15 protein-coding genes are annotated in these 17444 nt (G+C 44.2%); 4 read left to right on the top strand and 11 right to left on the bottom strand.

Features of this window, described 5'->3' with window-relative positions:
- Positions 1 to 54: 54 nt before the first annotated feature.
- Together WFI24_RS26895 and WFI24_RS26890 are read right to left on the bottom strand one after the other, a co-directional pair.
- The gene (locus WFI24_RS26895; RefSeq protein WP_221824603.1) at positions 55 to 591 is read right to left on the bottom strand and encodes a DUF5412 family protein; all 537 of its coding nucleotides are present in this window, start codon (positions 589 to 591) and stop codon (positions 55 to 57) included.
- 171 nt (positions 592 to 762) lie between these two features.
- A complete protein-coding gene (locus tag WFI24_RS26890) occupies positions 763 to 1608 on the bottom strand; it encodes a polymorphic toxin type 44 domain-containing protein (protein ID WP_221824605.1) in 846 nt (281 codons plus the stop codon).
- 780 nt (positions 1609 to 2388) lie between these two features.
- Between WFI24_RS26890 and yidD the strand changes: the two genes are divergently transcribed.
- Positions 2389 to 2493, top strand: coding sequence for a membrane protein insertion efficiency factor YidD (yidD, locus tag WFI24_RS34585; RefSeq protein WP_442956269.1), 105 nt, complete (start codon positions 2389 to 2391; stop codon positions 2491 to 2493).
- A gap of 42 nt (positions 2494 to 2535) precedes the next feature.
- Here yidD and WFI24_RS26885 read toward each other — a convergent pair whose 3' ends face one another.
- From WFI24_RS26885 to WFI24_RS26870, 4 genes are all read right to left on the bottom strand, one after another.
- The gene (locus tag WFI24_RS26885; RefSeq protein WP_336765029.1) at positions 2536 to 3012 is read right to left on the bottom strand and encodes an EVE domain-containing protein; all 477 of its coding nucleotides are present in this window, start codon (positions 3010 to 3012) and stop codon (positions 2536 to 2538) included.
- Between the two features lie 26 nt (positions 3013 to 3038).
- Positions 3039 to 3575: a DinB family protein gene (locus tag WFI24_RS26880; RefSeq protein WP_336765028.1), complete on the bottom strand. Its 537-nt coding sequence runs from the start codon at positions 3573 to 3575 to the stop codon at positions 3039 to 3041.
- 67 nt (positions 3576 to 3642) lie between these two features.
- A complete protein-coding gene (locus WFI24_RS26875) occupies positions 3643 to 4590 on the bottom strand; it encodes a helix-turn-helix transcriptional regulator (protein WP_336765027.1) in 948 nt (315 codons plus the stop codon).
- Between the two features lie 224 nt (positions 4591 to 4814).
- Positions 4815 to 8354: an S-layer homology domain-containing protein gene (locus WFI24_RS26870; protein WP_336765026.1), complete on the bottom strand. Its 3540-nt coding sequence runs from the start codon at positions 8352 to 8354 to the stop codon at positions 4815 to 4817.
- 607 nt (positions 8355 to 8961) lie between these two features.
- On the opposite strand from WFI24_RS26870, the gene WFI24_RS26865 reads away from it, so the two are divergent.
- A complete protein-coding gene (locus tag WFI24_RS26865; protein WP_336765025.1) occupies positions 8962 to 9921 on the top strand; it encodes a hypothetical protein in 960 nt (319 codons plus the stop codon).
- A gap of 494 nt (positions 9922 to 10415) precedes the next feature.
- On the opposite strand, the gene WFI24_RS26860 is transcribed toward WFI24_RS26865, so the two are convergent.
- Entirely contained in the window at positions 10416 to 10877 is a 462-nt protein-coding gene (locus tag WFI24_RS26860; protein WP_336765024.1) for a MarR family winged helix-turn-helix transcriptional regulator, read from the bottom strand.
- Positions 10878 to 11013: 136 nt separating this feature from the next.
- On the opposite strand from WFI24_RS26860, the gene WFI24_RS26855 reads away from it, so the two are divergent.
- Positions 11014 to 11892 carry an SDR family NAD(P)-dependent oxidoreductase gene (locus WFI24_RS26855; protein ID WP_336765023.1) on the top strand — a complete coding sequence of 293 codons (879 nt, stop codon included), beginning with the start codon at positions 11014 to 11016 and terminating at the stop codon, positions 11890 to 11892.
- Between the two features lie 71 nt (positions 11893 to 11963).
- Here the strand turns inward: WFI24_RS26855 and WFI24_RS26850 are convergent, their stop codons facing one another.
- Entirely contained in the window at positions 11964 to 12791 is an 828-nt protein-coding gene (locus tag WFI24_RS26850) for a sugar phosphate isomerase/epimerase family protein (protein WP_336765022.1), read from the bottom strand.
- Between the two features lie 552 nt (positions 12792 to 13343).
- Here WFI24_RS26850 and WFI24_RS26845 point away from each other — a divergent pair.
- Positions 13344 to 13724, top strand: coding sequence for a DUF6199 family natural product biosynthesis protein (locus WFI24_RS26845; RefSeq protein ID WP_336765021.1), 381 nt, complete (start codon positions 13344 to 13346; stop codon positions 13722 to 13724).
- Between the two features lie 124 nt (positions 13725 to 13848).
- Here WFI24_RS26845 and WFI24_RS26840 read toward each other — a convergent pair whose 3' ends face one another.
- The 3 genes from WFI24_RS26840 to WFI24_RS26830 form a co-directional block, all read right to left on the bottom strand.
- Positions 13849 to 15171, bottom strand: coding sequence for an LLM class flavin-dependent oxidoreductase (locus WFI24_RS26840; protein ID WP_336765020.1), 1323 nt, complete (start codon positions 15169 to 15171; stop codon positions 13849 to 13851).
- A 32-nt stretch (positions 15172 to 15203) separates the two neighbouring features.
- A complete protein-coding gene (locus WFI24_RS26835; RefSeq protein WP_336765019.1) occupies positions 15204 to 16433 on the bottom strand; it encodes an MFS transporter in 1230 nt (409 codons plus the stop codon).
- A gap of 329 nt (positions 16434 to 16762) precedes the next feature.
- Positions 16763 to 17200, bottom strand: a complete 438-nt coding sequence (locus tag WFI24_RS26830) for a GNAT family N-acetyltransferase (RefSeq protein WP_336765018.1) — start codon at positions 17198 to 17200, stop codon at positions 16763 to 16765.
- Between the last annotated feature and the right edge of the window lie 244 nt (positions 17201 to 17444).

Here is a 17444-nt window from a genome sequence, read left to right as displayed (position 1 = left end):
GAAATCAGCATCTTCACGTATTATAAAATATTTTGGAAGTTGAGCTTAAACAAATCAATTAAGGTTACGGCGTACAGTTTCTCCATTCAATAAATTTACAGTTTGATCATTAATTGAGATTGTGTGGTTATCAACCCATTCCAACTTAACTTGATCTGTCTTTCGCTCATAGTAAAATACTCGTTTAAACCATAGAGGTCCTTTTAGTTCTCCTATAACTCCAGAAGACCCCATGGCACCAGCGTCAGTTTTAAAGAAATTTAATGTATAGTTCTTGTCTGGTGAATGCGTAGTCGTAAGTAATTCTTTTGAACCCGAAAACATGGATGTAAATGATAAAACACCAAAAAGTAAAACGATCAGTACTACCGAAAGAAGCATGGATATCCAACTTCTTACCTTAGCTGACTTGCTCGATTTATCTTTGAAACTTATTAAACTTAGGACCAAACCTATAACTGAAAATAGTAGAATCACGTAGTTTGGTGGTATAACTAACCATTTATTATTCATGTTAGAATACAGTGAATACATCGAAATAATGGACAAAAAAAGTACTAAAAACAAAGCTAACCAGCTTATTTTTTTCACTAAAAATGAACCCCCTTTTCCTTAAATAGATAAAAATTCGCGGTTAATACATCTTTTCTGCTTAATGAGATGACACATATCCCTCAATACATAAAGAAAATGATTCCTAATTTTACAGGAATCATTTTCTTTATATTATAAAGTTTAGTCGAAGATTATGTCCATTGTTAATTATCTTGTAGCGTCATTGAATCCTTGTTGTATAGCGGCTCTATCATTTTTATCTTCTGGAGTCCAGATATCACCGTTAGCATACTGACCACCATAAAACAAAATTTGCAAAGGAAATAAAAATTGTCCAGTGAACCCATAATTGTAATTTCCAATATATTCAGTAGTTACTGTTCGACGTCCTGTGTGCGTATCGGCCAACCATTGTTTCTGAGCACCACCCCAACCTGGTTGGGTTTTATAATCCCAAGGTCCACGTATATTTACTTTTGCTTTAAACCATATTGCTGTGGACGCTGTTGCTACTAATGCGGGTTGGCCCGTCGTAGCGGAAGAATAAAAAACATTCCAATAGTAACTCGTCAGTTGGTTTCTATTGGCTGTAACCATTCCTTTAAGATCCAGAATTTCGCTATATGGTGTAACCATATCATCAGAAGGATTAGAAGGTTCAACAGTAATTAAATTGCTTGGTTCTTCTCTTGATAACTTAGCGATTTTTTCATCAGATACCATCTGAGGGTCATTATTATCGTCAATATATGAGTAGCCCGCTCTAATCAGAACATTTGTTGATTGAAGACTATTAATATAGTCTTGGTATACGTTTTCATCTGTAACTCCAAGCTTCTCTTTATTAACTTCAATTTCATTGATGTTGATCAGACCTCTTACAACTTTAATAAGGTTAAGATCTTTAGCTTTTTCATGTAATTGTTGTACTTGAGCGACCTCTATTACTTCAGAGTCTGCAGCTTTTGCAGAGAGATTGAAACTCATGAATAGCGCTATTGCTAAGATCGTTCCCAGTACGTACTTCAGTGATTTGTGATTTATAGTATTCATTTAGAATAACTCCCTTCAAATTAAAAAGTTAGACGAAGTTACTATCCTCCTTTCTACATATGAGGCTTTGAATAAACAGCTAAAGATACTATTGTTAACTCCTATTTTGGAGTAGACAATCAATTCAACTCTGGTAAAGAAGTTAAGATAAATTACCGCTAATATATGTATTTATACATAATCTAATTTAAACATATATATATTACATAAAAATATTCATTAAATACATTGATTCTAGTATTTTACATTTAATTGTTACAATTTGTCAGCAACGGCGAACTATTTTGCTTATATACCACAATATCAAATCCATAAGATATAAAGAAAGCCATCCTCCTAATTTCAGGGTAGCTTATCGAATGGATACTAAATACGAGATTGCACTTCAAAAATAATCTTATGCCCACTCTTGTTCATGGAGCTTCAGTGTAATGTTAACTATCGGTTTGTACGTGCTGACTGATACATATCTATCAAATCTATTTCTTGCTGAATTTGAAAACTAGATTCTCACTCGTTTTTCTAAATATTTCCAGTAAATCTCCCTTCAGCAAGTGGGTTTGATCCTTATTAGATATACCCTAGGCAGCGTGCAATATTTCCATTGAGTTGCTCGTCAGTCATAACAGACAACCGTGACAGTTGATGGTTCATATACAGACCTCCATCCGGATTTGGATAGCACGGACCGGGTTCTTTCACAAGAAGATATGACTCCACATGTATACAACCCACTTTTACTTGTATAACCCCATTTTGCAATCATAGCTGTTCGTGTATATGATTCAAGCTATTGAGAAATACGGGGCGATTAAAGGTCTTTCCTTGGGCATTCATCGTCTTCGTAAATGTAATATCAATGGTGGAGGATATGATTATCCTTAAAATTAAAAGGTCCATAGACAATCTATGGGCCTTTTGCTTTGGTTAACATTTCTGGCTTAAGCTAATATCTAGTAGTGACTGTGTCTCTTCTTCCAACATGGAGGAAGCTATCATCATGAAGTCTTCAACCCCAATTTCAAATTGACCTTTACGAAATGGAAACCCCCAATTACGAGTCCCGCGTGTAAAAGTGAGTTGGTCTAACAACGTTGCGATCTTTACTTCTCGACACGGAAGATAACGAAGATCTCGGCGAAAGGGTATAAAGGATTCCGACATCTGATATTGGTATATCCTATCGTCGGTAATTTGACCAATAGCGGTAAAAGCCTGAAGTGGCTGCCCTGTTGATATGTCTGTGCGTGGAGAATAGTATATCAACCAGTCACCCGTGGACATCTGTCGCAAAAGTGCTGACTTGCCATGGCACAACTGAGCAAACCCTCCCTCTACGGCTACATTTACATGAGAAGCAGATACAACGCCAATCCAATATCTGCTGTCCTGATTTGGTTTCATGGATACATCCCATTCCCTTCTCTCGTTTACATTTCCAGATTCGATTTCAATCGATCCAATTGCAAAAAATGATGTCTGTAGTGCATCTCTATCAACAAAAACCACTCCTGAGCGTTTAGAGCGCCAAGCCTTGGATGATGTATTTTGTTATTTACCGATGCTTGGTATACAAGAGGTTCTGTACTCCTCATCCGTTCCACGACCATGTGAAGCCCATCGATCAAGGACTCCATGCTCTCGGGTGGTTGCGGGGTGTACTGCGGGGAAGCAGGGACTTTAACAGGCACGGGAGGGAATTGTCCTAATTCAAACACTTGCCTACCCAGTTCTGTTTTTTCCTCCCCCAAGTTTAGAGTCGAATCCTCACTGCTCAAACACTGCTCAATATTATGCAGATGCAAGAAAAGCGCTGATTGAATCAAATGTACATACATCTGTCCAATGGACCATTCCTCTTCACTCTGTTTTTTATGTAAGCTAGACTGATCCAAATTTTTCAGTTCTGCCAAATATCGTTCTACTGCCGTTTCAAATGATTTCAATACTTCCGTTGTACTTCTCATCCTTCAACCCACTCCTCTTAATCTGTGATATATCAAAGTATAAAAAAACACTACTGACAGGTGTATGTCAGTAGTGTTTTAAGATGTTTTTGGCTACTTCCTGCATTCGGAAGCGCAAAGACTCCGGTTCCAAGACCTCGATATCTCCACCCCAGCCAAGTAAATAATGCAAGATTTCCTCCGGATAGCGGACACGAAAATGAAAAACAACACCTTCCTCTTGCTCCTCAAATGCATCCATATAAAAATGAAGTGCCTCCATAACTTTGTCAGCGATTTCAGGTTTAGCCCGGATTAATACTTGTTCGTTACGGTCGTCAGGAGGTCGATAACTGTTTAGATCAAAATCCGGCGGCAACAGGAAGTGATCCTCCAGCACGGAAAATTCAGTCATCCGTGACAAACGAAAATGACGGATGTCTTGTCGCATATCACAACGTGCAATTAACACCCAATTCTCCTGAACAAGTGAGAGTCCGTATGGTGAAACCTCACGCATATTATACCGATTGCCATCCGTTCCTGGCATTTTTTTCAGGTACATAAAGCTGATTTTACGTTGTTCCAAAATGGCATTACGTATTTGGTTAAGGTATGTTTTCACTCTAGCTTTAGTTAAAGGTTCCACCGTATGAAGCAGTCGCATCGTTTCCCGAACACGTGTTGATTCGTTACGAACGGCTTCTGGTAAAATCGCTTCAATTTTGCGTTGAGCCGACTTAGCCTCCAGCGCGTATTCTGTATCCAATCTCTGTTCGATAAAATCAGCTCCCATGAGCAGGGAAACGGCTTCTTCTGCTGTGAAGCTTACCGGGGGCAGGAAATATCCTTCCATGAGGGAATAACCATGACCCGGAGCTCCCATAATTGGAACGCCAGCTTCACTTAAGGCCTGAATATCTCGATATATCGTCCGTACACTTGTCTCAAATTGAGCAGCTAAATCTTCTGCTCTTAGCATCTTTCTTCGCTGCAATTCAAGCGTAATCGCAAGCTGCCGCTCCGTTTTGTTCATTTTCCAAGCCCCCACCGTTTCATCATCCAAACCTAACTCATTCTATCACAATAACTTGCCCGTTCGTTTCGTGAATTAGATCATTGGAACGTCTTACATACCATCCAAGATGAGATAGTCTTAATCCAAAAAAACTGATACCCAAAAGGATATCAGTTTTTTTTTATCTGCTTTATATCTACTTTATATCTGCTTTATATGCGGTTAATTCTCTTCGTTACTTCTTACACGTACATGGCGAGCAACAAGTTGTAGATCATCGTCGCTGCTTCCGCTCGTGTCGTTTCACTTCCTACACGAACCGTATGGTCTGTATATCCACTCACAATCTTGGCCTGCACCGCTACATCCAGTGATTCTTGTGCCCAAGATGGTGTCTGCGATGCATCGGTGAAACTTGGTTTGACGGATGTATTGTCAGACACTCCGGCTTGTGCATCTGAACTTACTTTCAGTGCATTTGCCATCATGACAGCCATCTCGGCACGCGTAATCGTCCGATCGGGCTTAAATGTGTTATCACCGTAGCCGTTCACAATTCCGGCTTGCACGGCTGCGGCAATATCACCTTTCGCCCAGTCTGGCATACTGCCTTGATCTGCAAATGTCAGATCTGACTCCACTGATTTCAATGCCAGCGCCTTACTGAGCAACGTAACAAACTCAGCACGTGTGATCTTCTTCGATGGTTGGAACGTACCATCTGTGTAACCTTGAATCACGTTCATGCCCAACAAACGATCTGCGTAGTCGGAAGCCCAGTGTCCATTCAGGTCAGACAGATTCACCGGTGTGTAACTGGATACAACGAATGTACCCAGATGATTAACATTGGCCGTTATGCTTCCTGCTGCATTCATCTTGCCACCGATAAATACCCAGCTCTGACGAGCTTCATTATAATAGTAGATTGCAGGTTGGGTGCCATCAGGCAGATCTTCCGAATCCACATTCAGGATCAACTCCGCCTGATCATTCAACGTTCTTCCGCCACTGCGGCTGATTTTTACAGCTTGTCTAAGTACATTCAAGGAAGCTGCATTCTGCAACTTCTCTTTGTCAACAACAGACACTTGCAATGTATCCTTGGAACCAATGGCTCCCGATGGAACATTAAATTGCACGATGTCTTTCAGACCCGTTTGGACCGGCTGATTCGCTTCCACCTCAACCTTCACTTCAGTGGATGAGTCTGACCCCGTTTCCGGGTTGGTTGGTGTGGTTGGAACGGTAGGCGTTGTTGGCACACTTGGTGTACTTCCTCCAGAACTCCCACCAGAGTTGCCTCCATTACCTCCACCTGAACCTCCCCCACCATTGTCTGAGCGGGCTTGTACAGTAACGGTACGGATAACTTCCTGAGCTTCATTACGAGCGATATCCTTTACGTTATACCGAAGGGTGTAGATCCCTGCTGCTTGTGTGTTCACCGTGCCATCCACCTGCACGGAACCAAGGATGCCGACATTATCAGAAGCCTGTGCTCCAGGCTCGTTGTATGTGTCTCCCACCTTCAGCGTCATCTGGCTGCTACCTTGCAGGGTGATAACGGGAATCTCACGGTCTATTTTAATAACCAGAGGTAAAGTATACGTTTGTTCCAGATCATCTGTTGCTCGGAATAAAAGGTTGTGCTCTCCCGGCTCCGTTATCTCCAAAGGTGTATTCTCTGTATATAGTTCGTACGTCTGCCCTCCATCACGAGACAACTCGATGATCGCGGAAGTAGCAGGCGCGTATACTGCGCTGGTTACACTGACCGTTACGGACTGGTTCGTCCATGTATCCGTGTGATACGGCTGGCCGTCAGCGGTAGTCATGTTGCTTTTTAACACCAGCACCTGATTATTCGTGCCTTCCACAATGACAGTGAACGTTTTGGGTTGAGACTCCGTGCCACGCTGCACGGTTGCTGTCAGTTCCAATCGTTCATTATTGTCCGGTTGCGTTACCAGCTTGCCCTCGTTATTCATTAGTTCCGGCTTGGAGCTGGACCAACTAATGGTTGCCCCGTGTTTCCCTTCAACAGGAAGGATAAGATCGGAATGGACCGCGCTCAGATCACCCAGATCGATTGCTTGAAGCGTATCGGTTACCGCCTGTGCATCACTGTAAGGTGTAGCACTCATGAAGATTGGGTTGGAGTAGAACCACAGATCGCGATAGTTGCTATCGTTAATTTGATTAAAACGGGTCGTTGCATCAGCTGTTGTAATCTTCGGATCAAGCTGTGGTTCACCATTTACAGTCTCACCTGTCACGTTCATGCCCAGATTCGTACCGCGCAGGCGGAAATACTTGTCCTGGTCTGTGGCTTTGATCTTGGTTGTGATGACATTATAACCTTCGGCGTCTGTCGTCCAATCGTTGGACGTGAAGGTAGCCAGCACTTTGGTAGTGTCGTTGGTGTCTTTGTTATATGCGGCTGTACCCTTCTGGGCCTTGGCTGTCACATCCCCAGCGATGAGATCGACGTGATCCACCACGGGTACTTGTCCAGCTGACGTGCCACTGTTGATTGGTTTTTCATAATTGTTGCTCGTGGTCGGACTCTTGAAGCGGATCTTCAGCTCTACTTCATCGCCTTGGGTCACATGAAGGTCTCCGCCCATCTCAACCTGAGCACCCGCTCCAGATGCTGTGAAGTCCAGTGCGTTGATCAGATCACCGAATACGGAAAATGATTTCCCCGAACGCAGTCCATCCAGAACAGCCTGCATACCTGTACCCTCAATCCAGGAATAAGTCTTGGCATATTCGCCCGGAAAATAACCACTGGAATTCGTGCCAATCGTCTTGAAGTGGTAATCCGAATTGCCATAGTTCCAGAAGTGACGTCCTTCTCCAAGCAATGCATCCCATAGTCCGCCAACCTTGGCGACCATATAGTCTACACCGCCGTATGTGCGGTATTTGTATCCATCATCAGCGGTCGGATTAGCTACATTGTAGCTTGTGTTGTACCCTCCACGATCCGGTTCCATCTGGTTACCCAGCATGCCTTCGATACCAAATACCACTTGTGGAGCCAGATCGTTGAAATCACGGAAGTCCGCGATGGTATATTTGTTTTTGCCGCGTGAAGGATGGTTGATCATCGCATAACTTGTCGTTGGATAGTTCGTTGCGAGCCAGTTGATGGCGGTTAGCGCATCCTCATGATTCGTGTACGCACGCCCTCCGTTCTGATCCCATTTCGTTACATCTGCCGCATTAAACAGGTTCGCTGCGCGATTCGTGAAACGGTATTCGAATTCCTTGGCTGCGTTCAGCGCTTCGGTTGAGTTCGGCTCATCCGTGAGAATGCCGACCCCAACGTGTTCATGTGTCGGCATGTCCCATTCGAAACCGGAAAAGATCGTTTTACCTGCGTATTTGCCTGCATCCTGAAGTGCCTTGATCTGTGGTACCTGATATTCATTCATTCCTTGGGACATGGGTATTGGTCCACCCGAAATGTCGTTCCCGTTGTGATCTCGCTTGGATAACCGCAAATGATCCGTAAGCGCGATCCAGTCCAGCCCATATTTCGTTAAACCCGCGTCGAGCACGTTCTCCAGTGAAACCTGTGCATCATCGGATTCAAACGTATGTACATGCAAATCGCCCGTTTGCCAAGAACCTGTTGCCGAGCTATTGATCGATGTGTTATCCTCCGCATCTGCATACGTTATCGCAACAGGGAACGCTCCCATGACCATCCCTGTAGCCAAGGGTATAAGTGTAAGCATAGCGAGCATTTTCTTGCCTTTATTATTGAACAAAATCATCCCACCACCCGTTCTGAGTTGTTGTGTCGGGAGTAAATATAAGAGACTTTTGGGGGCAGGGTCAACGGCCTGAAAGCATGTATTTAAAATTTTACATATACCTGCATTCTTTCATATTCCGTTAAAGGTTTCTCAAGCTTTTTCTAACAGAGTCATGCTCTGTACTGCTCCATATTGGGGGAGTGAATCTAGGGATAACGCAGCAAATAGGAGGCGATACAAAATTCAGAGATTGTTCACGATTCAGGAAAGTTCCACCACTGCTGTGGATCATTAGGAGGAGAACTAGCGTAGGAGAAATGATGAAGCGGAGTAAATAGTGGGTTTTGTAAAAAGATCAGGGTCACGTATACGCTGAGTATAAAAAAAGTACCCACGAACTACAGACATAATATGCCATGAAGCCGCAGGTACTTTGGGTTGAGCGGGATTTTGCTTCAGCATTTACATCTTTACTTTTGTGAACTGGGGACGAGTTGTTTGTGAAATTAAACCTATCTCCACTTTATATTTAAACTGGAAAAATACGATACATAAACCGATAATGTTGAAGATGGCTAACAACGCAAAGATTATTATTCATTGAAGGAGTTGCACACTTTTGAAAAGATTCTATCTAGGTTTTGGATTAACGATCATCATTATCATTGTACTATTATCAAGCTCTACTCCAACAGAAGCAGCATCGAAGAAAGTAATCTTGAAATTGTCAGATGGAGCGACGTACTATGGTGAAGTTTTAAACGGGAAACCTCATGGTAAAGGAACCGCGAGATGGGGAGAAACTGAAGTTTACTCTGGAGATTGGGTGAGTGGTACGCGGCAAGGAAAAGGCAAGTATACATATACATTAGTTAAAGGTGGAGGTGTCCCCTTTGAGGATTACGATGAATCTAATATGGGCCATGGAACAGGTGAATTCACTATAAAAACCTACACCGGATCGTGGATTAATGATACATATCATGGTAAAGGAAAAGAAATTACGCAATGGTTAGAAGTACAGTATCTTACTTCTTCTGATGGCAAGGTTCACCCTATACTTGGCAGCTACATCAACACCATTAACGATGGAACATTCAATCAGGGCAAGATGTCTCAGGGATATTACGCAATCCACTCTTCAGATACTGTCTCACTAGGATATACCGATCATACGACTACGATTGCTCTCAAAAATGATTATTTCAACGAAAAGTTAACCGGGGATAAGGACTTTTTTGACACGATTATCAATTATAAAAAGAAACACGGTTCTTCTGAAAAATATATTGGGATTAAACCATCCGAATTCTCCAAAGGTACATTAACTAGTGGCAAATTCTCGGGGGTTACGCATCTAATCGATTATAGTAATTCAGTTAGTTATTCTAAACAAGTCATAATGAACGATAACGTATTAAAAGAGAATCACATAACATCTGCCGTCTTTAATAAGGATCGCAAGAAAATCATTCATGAATTCCTGCAAGCTATTAGGCCCTATTCAGTCAAAATCAATACCATCTCTGACGAGATTATGTCATTAAAAGACATTAACTACGAGGAAATGATTCCCTAGGTAGTGGAGGTCACAAAATGAGAAAAAAGCGATGGATTGTGAGCATAGTCATTTTGATTATCATACTTTTCATGAGCGAATTGATGATGTTGTCCTCAGGAAAGGTTGGCGTTCTCAACATAACACAGAGAATCATATCAGGTGCACCTCATGTTATCGTTCAAGGGCAGACACTGTCTTACCAAGGTAAGGTTCATTGGGAGGATATCCAAAGTAGTATCGAAGAATATTCCGCAAGCGATGAAGGAACGGTCTTGTATAAAGCACTAGGCACCCCTGTCCCACCACCTTGGATATATGTGAGAAAAGGAAACCATCAGGGTTTCCGATATAAAATCCCACAGCTTCCCTGGAAACTATAAAATGATCTGGGAACTTCACGAGCGGACATCACCAGATGTCCGCTTTTGCTATGAATTTGTAGTCTACCTCGCTCAATGGTGACATGTCCTATGGTTCGCTTATCGAAAATAAAATCCACACTATAGAAGCTCTCACTTACCATCCAATCCATTAAACTGCCTTAGCAAGACGGTGAAACGCTCCAGTTCCTTATCATCCCATCTGGATATACGGTCATAAAAAGCTGACTCCTTCTCCTTGAGCGCACCAACCGTCGATTGTTGACCAAGTTCCGTAAGAGATAGTAACACCCCGCGCCGATCTTCGGGGTCTGGCTCTTTGCTAACATATCCCGACTTTTCGAGTTGTTTGATTAATCGGCTGACCGAGCTGCGGTCCATTGCAGTCGCTTCTGCCAAAGCTGCGGCGCTTGTTGGGCCATAGGAGTACAGCCACCGAACCAGGTGAAAAGCGGCAGGTTGCAGGTCCGCATCAAAACGCTCGGCAGATCGAACGTTAAGCGCATGCGAAGCACTGATCAGTGCATGAATCTGCTCACCCAGCGCTAGCTCCAAGGTTGCTCTATCTTTGGTTTTGACTGGATTTTCACTCATTATTGTTAACTCCCTCTCCTCGATACATGAAAGTAGGCTTCCAGAAATATAGTTGACAAATATCAATTAATATTTATAGTTGATTTATGTCCATTATATATTTTCGAATCTATTCGTGTCAAAAGGAGATCTTCTTATGAAAACTAAACATCCCATTATTGTAATTACCGGAGCAACAAGCGGTTTAGGGCAGCTTGCTGCCATGGACCTCGCCAAACGCGGGGCACATCTTATACTCACAGCCCGAAGCAAGGAACGCGCTGAGGCTACCAGGTACAAAATCAAGAAAACCATGCCTTCTGCCAAAATCGAATTTTTCTATGGAGACTTGTCCTTACTGAGTGATGTAAAACGTATTGGGTTAGAGATTGCAGCCGCTTATCCGCGTATAGACGTACTTTTGAATAATGCCGGACTTCATGCTTTTGAACAGCGAGTCACGTCCGAAGGATATGCTGAGATGATTGCCGTGAATTATTTGGCACCTTGGCTGTTAACGCACACCTTGCAGTCTTCCCTGATTCAATCCGGCCATGCCCGAGTCGTCAATGTTGCATCTGAAGCTTCGCGGAATCATGGCACACTGGTGTTGCCAGATGACTTAAGGGATATCACTCCTTTTACTGCACGCGGTTCCTCTCCAATCTATGGCAAAACCAAACTGCTCAATATTATGTTTACTGGTGAACTCGCCAGACAATGGCGCGGAACTGGAATTCGCGTAAATGCCTTGAACCCTGGCTTTAATGTTACGGGTCTTGGACGAGAGCTATGGTTTGCAAGTATGCTTGAACGCATGTTAACCTTTTTGCACATCGGCGACCCGCGCCGGGGTGCGGATATCATTACTCGGTTGGCTGTGGAACCGAAGTATGGCGAGGTTTCGGGAGGATATTTCAATGTGGGAACTGGGGCATCTATTGTTCCTATACATCCTGGCGGAGATGAGGCCATGCAAAACAGACTGTGGATCGTTACGACACAACTGATGAAAGATCACGGCTTGCTGGATTAATCGAAAAAGAACAGGGGGTGTTCCATAAGCCATAAACACAGCTAGGAACACCCCCTCTATTTTTCAGTAACTTAGATTGTGGCAAATACATTGTCGAAACCTGCTTTCGACTTAGCCAATATTTCACTCGAACTTAGGGTCGGCGCTGGAGCCAGTACCTCCTGAGCCACCACACCATTGTAACCAATCGCCTGCAGATTTCTCAGAAATCCACCCAGATCAATGACCCCTTCGCCGGGATACAAACGCTCATAATCCAGCAATTCTTCAACGGGCAGATCATAGGCATCATTAATATGAACATGAACAACCTGTTCTTTCTTCAGCTTCAACAGATCTTCCATCGGTAGACCATTCGTATGCCAGTGATAGGAATCCACCAATAAACCTACGTTAGGCGCATGGATCGTCTCGATCCAGTCCAGCGTATCCTCCACACGCCAGATAAACGGATTCTTCCATTGCGTTCGCAAGTGATGGCAGCCCACAAACTCCAGACCCAACTTAATCCCGTAAGCGTCCAAGATATCTGCGCAAAGTCTCAAGCGTTTCGTAGCCGCCGCCATAAATTGCGCTGCCGGTTGATCCGTTGAGGGTAAAATATACGTGCAACAGCTGTAACAGTCCAGCGAAGCAGAAGCTTCTGCCATAGCGACCAACGATTGCAATCCCTCACGGAATTGTTCATCTGTCGTCCGCCACTCCACCGTCAGACCCGATGAACCGATGATCACCTGATTATTCTCTAGCAGATGTTGTGCCTGTTCCTTGCCATAGGTTTGAATCAATGAGAGCGGATTCAAATCTACAGATCCGAATCCGTGCTTGGCCGCATCTGTGATATATTGTTCATCAGACTCCATGTTTCCCAATCCCGCATTTGTTAACCCTCTAATCATCCCAATCTCCTCCTGTGACTCGTCTGGAATTACAGATTGTCCAACACTTTCTTGTCCCCTTAACCAACACTCTGGCTTGAACAGGGCATAATTTTATAATAACAGTACTCTCTCAAAAAGAAACCATAATGTCCCATTCTTGATAACACTAGTGCAAGCAGCTACAACTTATGTCCAACTTTCACGTATTAAAATGAACATCTAATTAAGGAAGGGATTGGTAATCAAAAAGATGAACTCCATACCCAATAAACATGTCCCTACCCTTGTTTTTCTGGTATGCGTTGTCGTCGTGTCCTTACTTTTCGGGATATTATCCAAGCCGTATTTCACAGAACCTATATTCTATGTAGATCAGCATAAGTACACTTACGATCACGAGCAAGGTAATCAAATTACGTATGAGAGCGGTACAGCAGACCCCATTCAGATCACCGTCAATCAGCAGAAGCGTACGTCAGCATCGATCAGCAGAACTATGTCATTACCCATATCGCCTCCAACCCTATTGCAACGTATAACGTGGTATACCCTAACGACCACCAATATACAGTGGAACAACAATCCGAGCAATTATTAAGTTACGATGAAACCGGGAAGATGCTTTCTCCGGTCAACATGTATGTAGACAGCCAACGAGTCATGGAGGATGACGAAGAGCAGTATACACCTGCCACGCTCGTGACCGCTGCCTATCCGGAATATCATCATACGCCAGGTACACCTGTTCTCCTGTTCATTGCGCTTGCCGGACTCATCTATGGATGGTGCAGCTTCTATTATCCAAAGTTTCAAAAGTTTCAATTCCTGCTCTCCCTCCGCTGGATATGGTTAAAAGATCCCGAACCTAGCGAATTTTATTACCTCATGTGCAAAATTGGCGGTATAGCTTACATGATCGTAGCCATCTGGGCCGCGTTTCAGGCATTTTAAGATATCTTCTTCTGAGTGGAGTATGCTCAGAAATGCTCTGCATCAGAAAAACGGTAATCATGTCCAATCCATGGATGTGATTACCGTTTTGTTTTATTTTATAAGGCTCTCATTTAAAATATATCTATCTCACACGCTCTAACGTATATCGATTACGCGGAATTTCAAGACCCAGATTACCACGGAGCGTATCCTGTTCATATTCAGTTCGGAACAGCCCTCGTTCTTGCAGAACCGGGACAACCAGTTCCACGAAATCTTCCAGTCCATTGGGCACCACGGTACGAACATTGAATCCGTCTGCCGCTTCGCCTTCATACCACTCCTGAATCTGATCTGCGATCTGATTCGGTGTACCAATAAACGATGTGCGTGGAGTCGATGCCAGCAACGCTACTTGGCGCAGGGTCAGCCCCTGTTCCCGTGCCTGCTGCTTAATCTTATCTGTTGTACTGCGGAAGCTGTTGCTGCCGATCTCCCCTATCTCGGGAAAAGGTTCGTCCAGCGGGAACTGGGAGAAATCATAATGATCGAAGTAACGTCCCAGATAATTCAGCGCTTGGTCAATGCTGACCAATTCAGCAATCTCCTGATACTTCCGCTCAGCCTCTTCCGCTGTTCTACCCACAATGGGGCCGATGCCTGGGAAGATCAGAATATCCTCTGCCTGACGTCCATATGCCACCGCTCTTGCCTTCACATCCCGGTAGAACTCCCTTGCTTCCTCCAGCGTCTCATGTCCTGTGTACACGGCATCGGCCGATCGGGCAGCCAGATCTTTACCAGATTCGGATGAACCCGCCTGGAAAATCACCGGATGACCCTGCTTCGAACGTCCCACATTAAGCGGACCCTGTACGGAGAAGTGCGCCCCCTTGTGATTCAGCGTATGCATCTTCGCAGAATCGAAGAATACGCCCTGCTCCTTATCTCCGATAAAGGCATCGTCCTCCCAGGAATCCCACAGGCCTTTGACCACATTCAGATGTTCTTCCGCAATTTCGTAGCGCAGAGCATGGTTCGGATGTTCGCCTTTGCCGAAGTTCAGTGCCGAGCCTTCCAGAGGTGAAGTGACCACATTCCACCCGGCCCTCCCACCGCTTAATTGATCCAGTGAGGCAAATTGCCGCGCAACCGTGAAGGGTTCACTATATGAAGTAGACAATGTAGCAACCAACCCAATGTGAGAAGTTACCCCGGCGAGTGCGGACAGAAGCGTCAGAGGTTCAAAGCGATTGAGAAAATGAGGATTGGACTTCTCGTTAATGAAGAGACCATCTGCAATAAAAAGCAGATCGAACTTCCCTTTCTCCGCGATACGTGCCTGCTTCTGGTAGAATTCCAGACTAACACTCGCGTTAACGGGAATGTCGGGGTGACGCCAAAAGGAAATGCTGTTCCCTACGCCGTTCAGATTGGCTCCCAGTTTCAATCGTCGTTGTGACATATATATATTCCTCCCTATTTCATTGTGAACGTTCACTTCTTCATATGTGTTCCGCCAGAGTCTACTGTCATACGCAAACCCGGTTTACCCGACTGTTTCACATCACTTACGCGGACTGCCCAAGCCGCTCCCAGGAGTACAATCCCTGTAAATAGAAAAATAAACGGAATGCCGATCCATCCACCAAGAAAACCGCCGATTAACGGTCCCAGCACAATGCCGAACTGACTCGCGGTCTGACTCAGACTGACAGCCCTCCCACGAAAATCGTGATCAGCATACTTGATGATCAGCGCATTGAGCGCCGGATAAACCGCGGCAAAGAACAGACCATAGACAAATCGCAGGCTGCCAAAATAAATCAGATTCGTTGCTGTCATCTGCAGCAGACTGCCAATTCCACCACCAATCAGTCCAATATACAATGTTTTCTCGTATCCGATCCTGCCACCAATCTTCCCCCAACGCGGCCCCATAATAACTGTTGCCACACCAATGGCTGAGAAGACGATACCAGCACTAAGTGTTGCACTGCCGATATCTCCGCCAATCTGTACGACATAGAGTGTAAGCACCGGTTCGATAATGAGCACTGACGTTGAAACCAGCAAAATCAGACCGTAGATTCGCATCAAGCCGGGAGTAGAAGCGGCTCTCTTCAAATCCCCCATGATCCTTGTTGGAACCACCGTACGAGTAAGCCGTGACTCTTTCACACCCAGAACCATCAGAGCCGCGAGCAACGTAATCACAGCCGATGCAACGAAGCATCCCCGCAGTCCGATCCAGTGACTCAGCACCCCTCCGGCAAGAGGACCCAGTATCCCACCCGCGGCGCTGGCCGTGGAGATCACGCCAAGTGCATAACCCACATGTTTCTCCGGAGTATTGGTGCCGATCAGTGTAATTGAGGCGGGATGAAAACCAGCCATGAGTCCCTGAAAGACCCTTACCGCGATAAACGTATACGGATCGTAAACAAAGAAATTAGCCAGATGCGCAATGCCTAGCCCAACGCCTGAACGGACCAGCATCAATTTGCTGCCATATCGATCAGCCAGCGATCCCCAGAAGGGTGCGCATAATCCACTGATCAGAAAGCTGATGGAGATGGAGATACCCGACCAGGCTTCCAGACCGGTATGGATACCAAGATCATTTTGCAGGAAAATAGGAAAGAACGGAACGGATAGTGAGTACGCCATATGATTAAAAAACAGGCCGAACCACAGAATATACAGATTTCGTTTCCATTGTGGCATCTTGGCTTCTCCATACTATATAATTCCTATATAAAAAGTAGGTTATTATCCATATTAGAGTACGACCACTGGAAAGTATAATAGAAAAGTTCAATAGACCCATTCAAGAATTAAATGAATGGGTCTATTATATCCAATCGCGCTGTTATCCCCAGATTTTTTTGATTCCCTTTTCTCAAGGGTAAAATCCGCTGATAAGCCTATGCTTACGACGTAGCTTTCTTTCAGAAAGCTTTCAGGCGAACGCTTCGCTTTTCCAGTTTTTTTCTGCCCTCTCCGTTTCTGTGTAAAAGAATAGTTCAACTTATATAGATGTACAGTAAAAATTACTACACTTGGACCGACATAAACACATCGACCTCATCTTCACTGTCCAATATAAATCCAAATCGTTCATACAATCGGCGAGCAGGACTTCCCTGCAACACATTTAAAATAACCCGTTTCCCCTGAACTTCATCCTGTTCCAGCAGCAATTTCAGTACCTGAGTTCCTATTTTCTGTCCCTGATAATCGGGATGTATGTAGAAATGTTCCAATAGAAATGCCTCAGACTTGGGCTTCAAGGCGACACAACCTACCATTGAACCCTCCACTTCAATAATATGTGTGTCGGCAGGGTCGAATGTATTTCGGAAACGTTCACGTACCTTCACATCATCGTACCTTCCCAGTCTGGTTAAATCATCGTATAAAACCAACGCTCGCAAATCGGCCAGTTGCTCTTGGTCTGTCTGTACAGCTTGACGCATTGTTATTTGGTTCATTGGTTGGATTCCTTTCATTTTGAGACACGTTAAATTTAAATTTGGAATGTCTTATCGCACGATAGAGATAGGACACTAAAAATCATACCTTTGGCAGCTCACTTGAGCAACATCGAATTTTAGAACGTACTATATTTTCAAACTACTTAACTCTTCAAAAAAATAAAAAAGCCCAAAAAGGACAGTGCGTCGTTTGGCTTATACCAATAAGCGAACCCGCAACCGTCCCTTCTGGGATGTATAT

The organism is Paenibacillus sp. USHLN196 (assembly GCF_037144955.1).
Taxonomy (GTDB): Bacteria; Bacillota; Bacilli; order Paenibacillales; family Paenibacillaceae; genus Paenibacillus; species Paenibacillus xylanexedens_C.
Note: the sequence above shows the minus strand (reverse complement) of the source record. Positions and strands in the feature narration are given on the sequence as shown.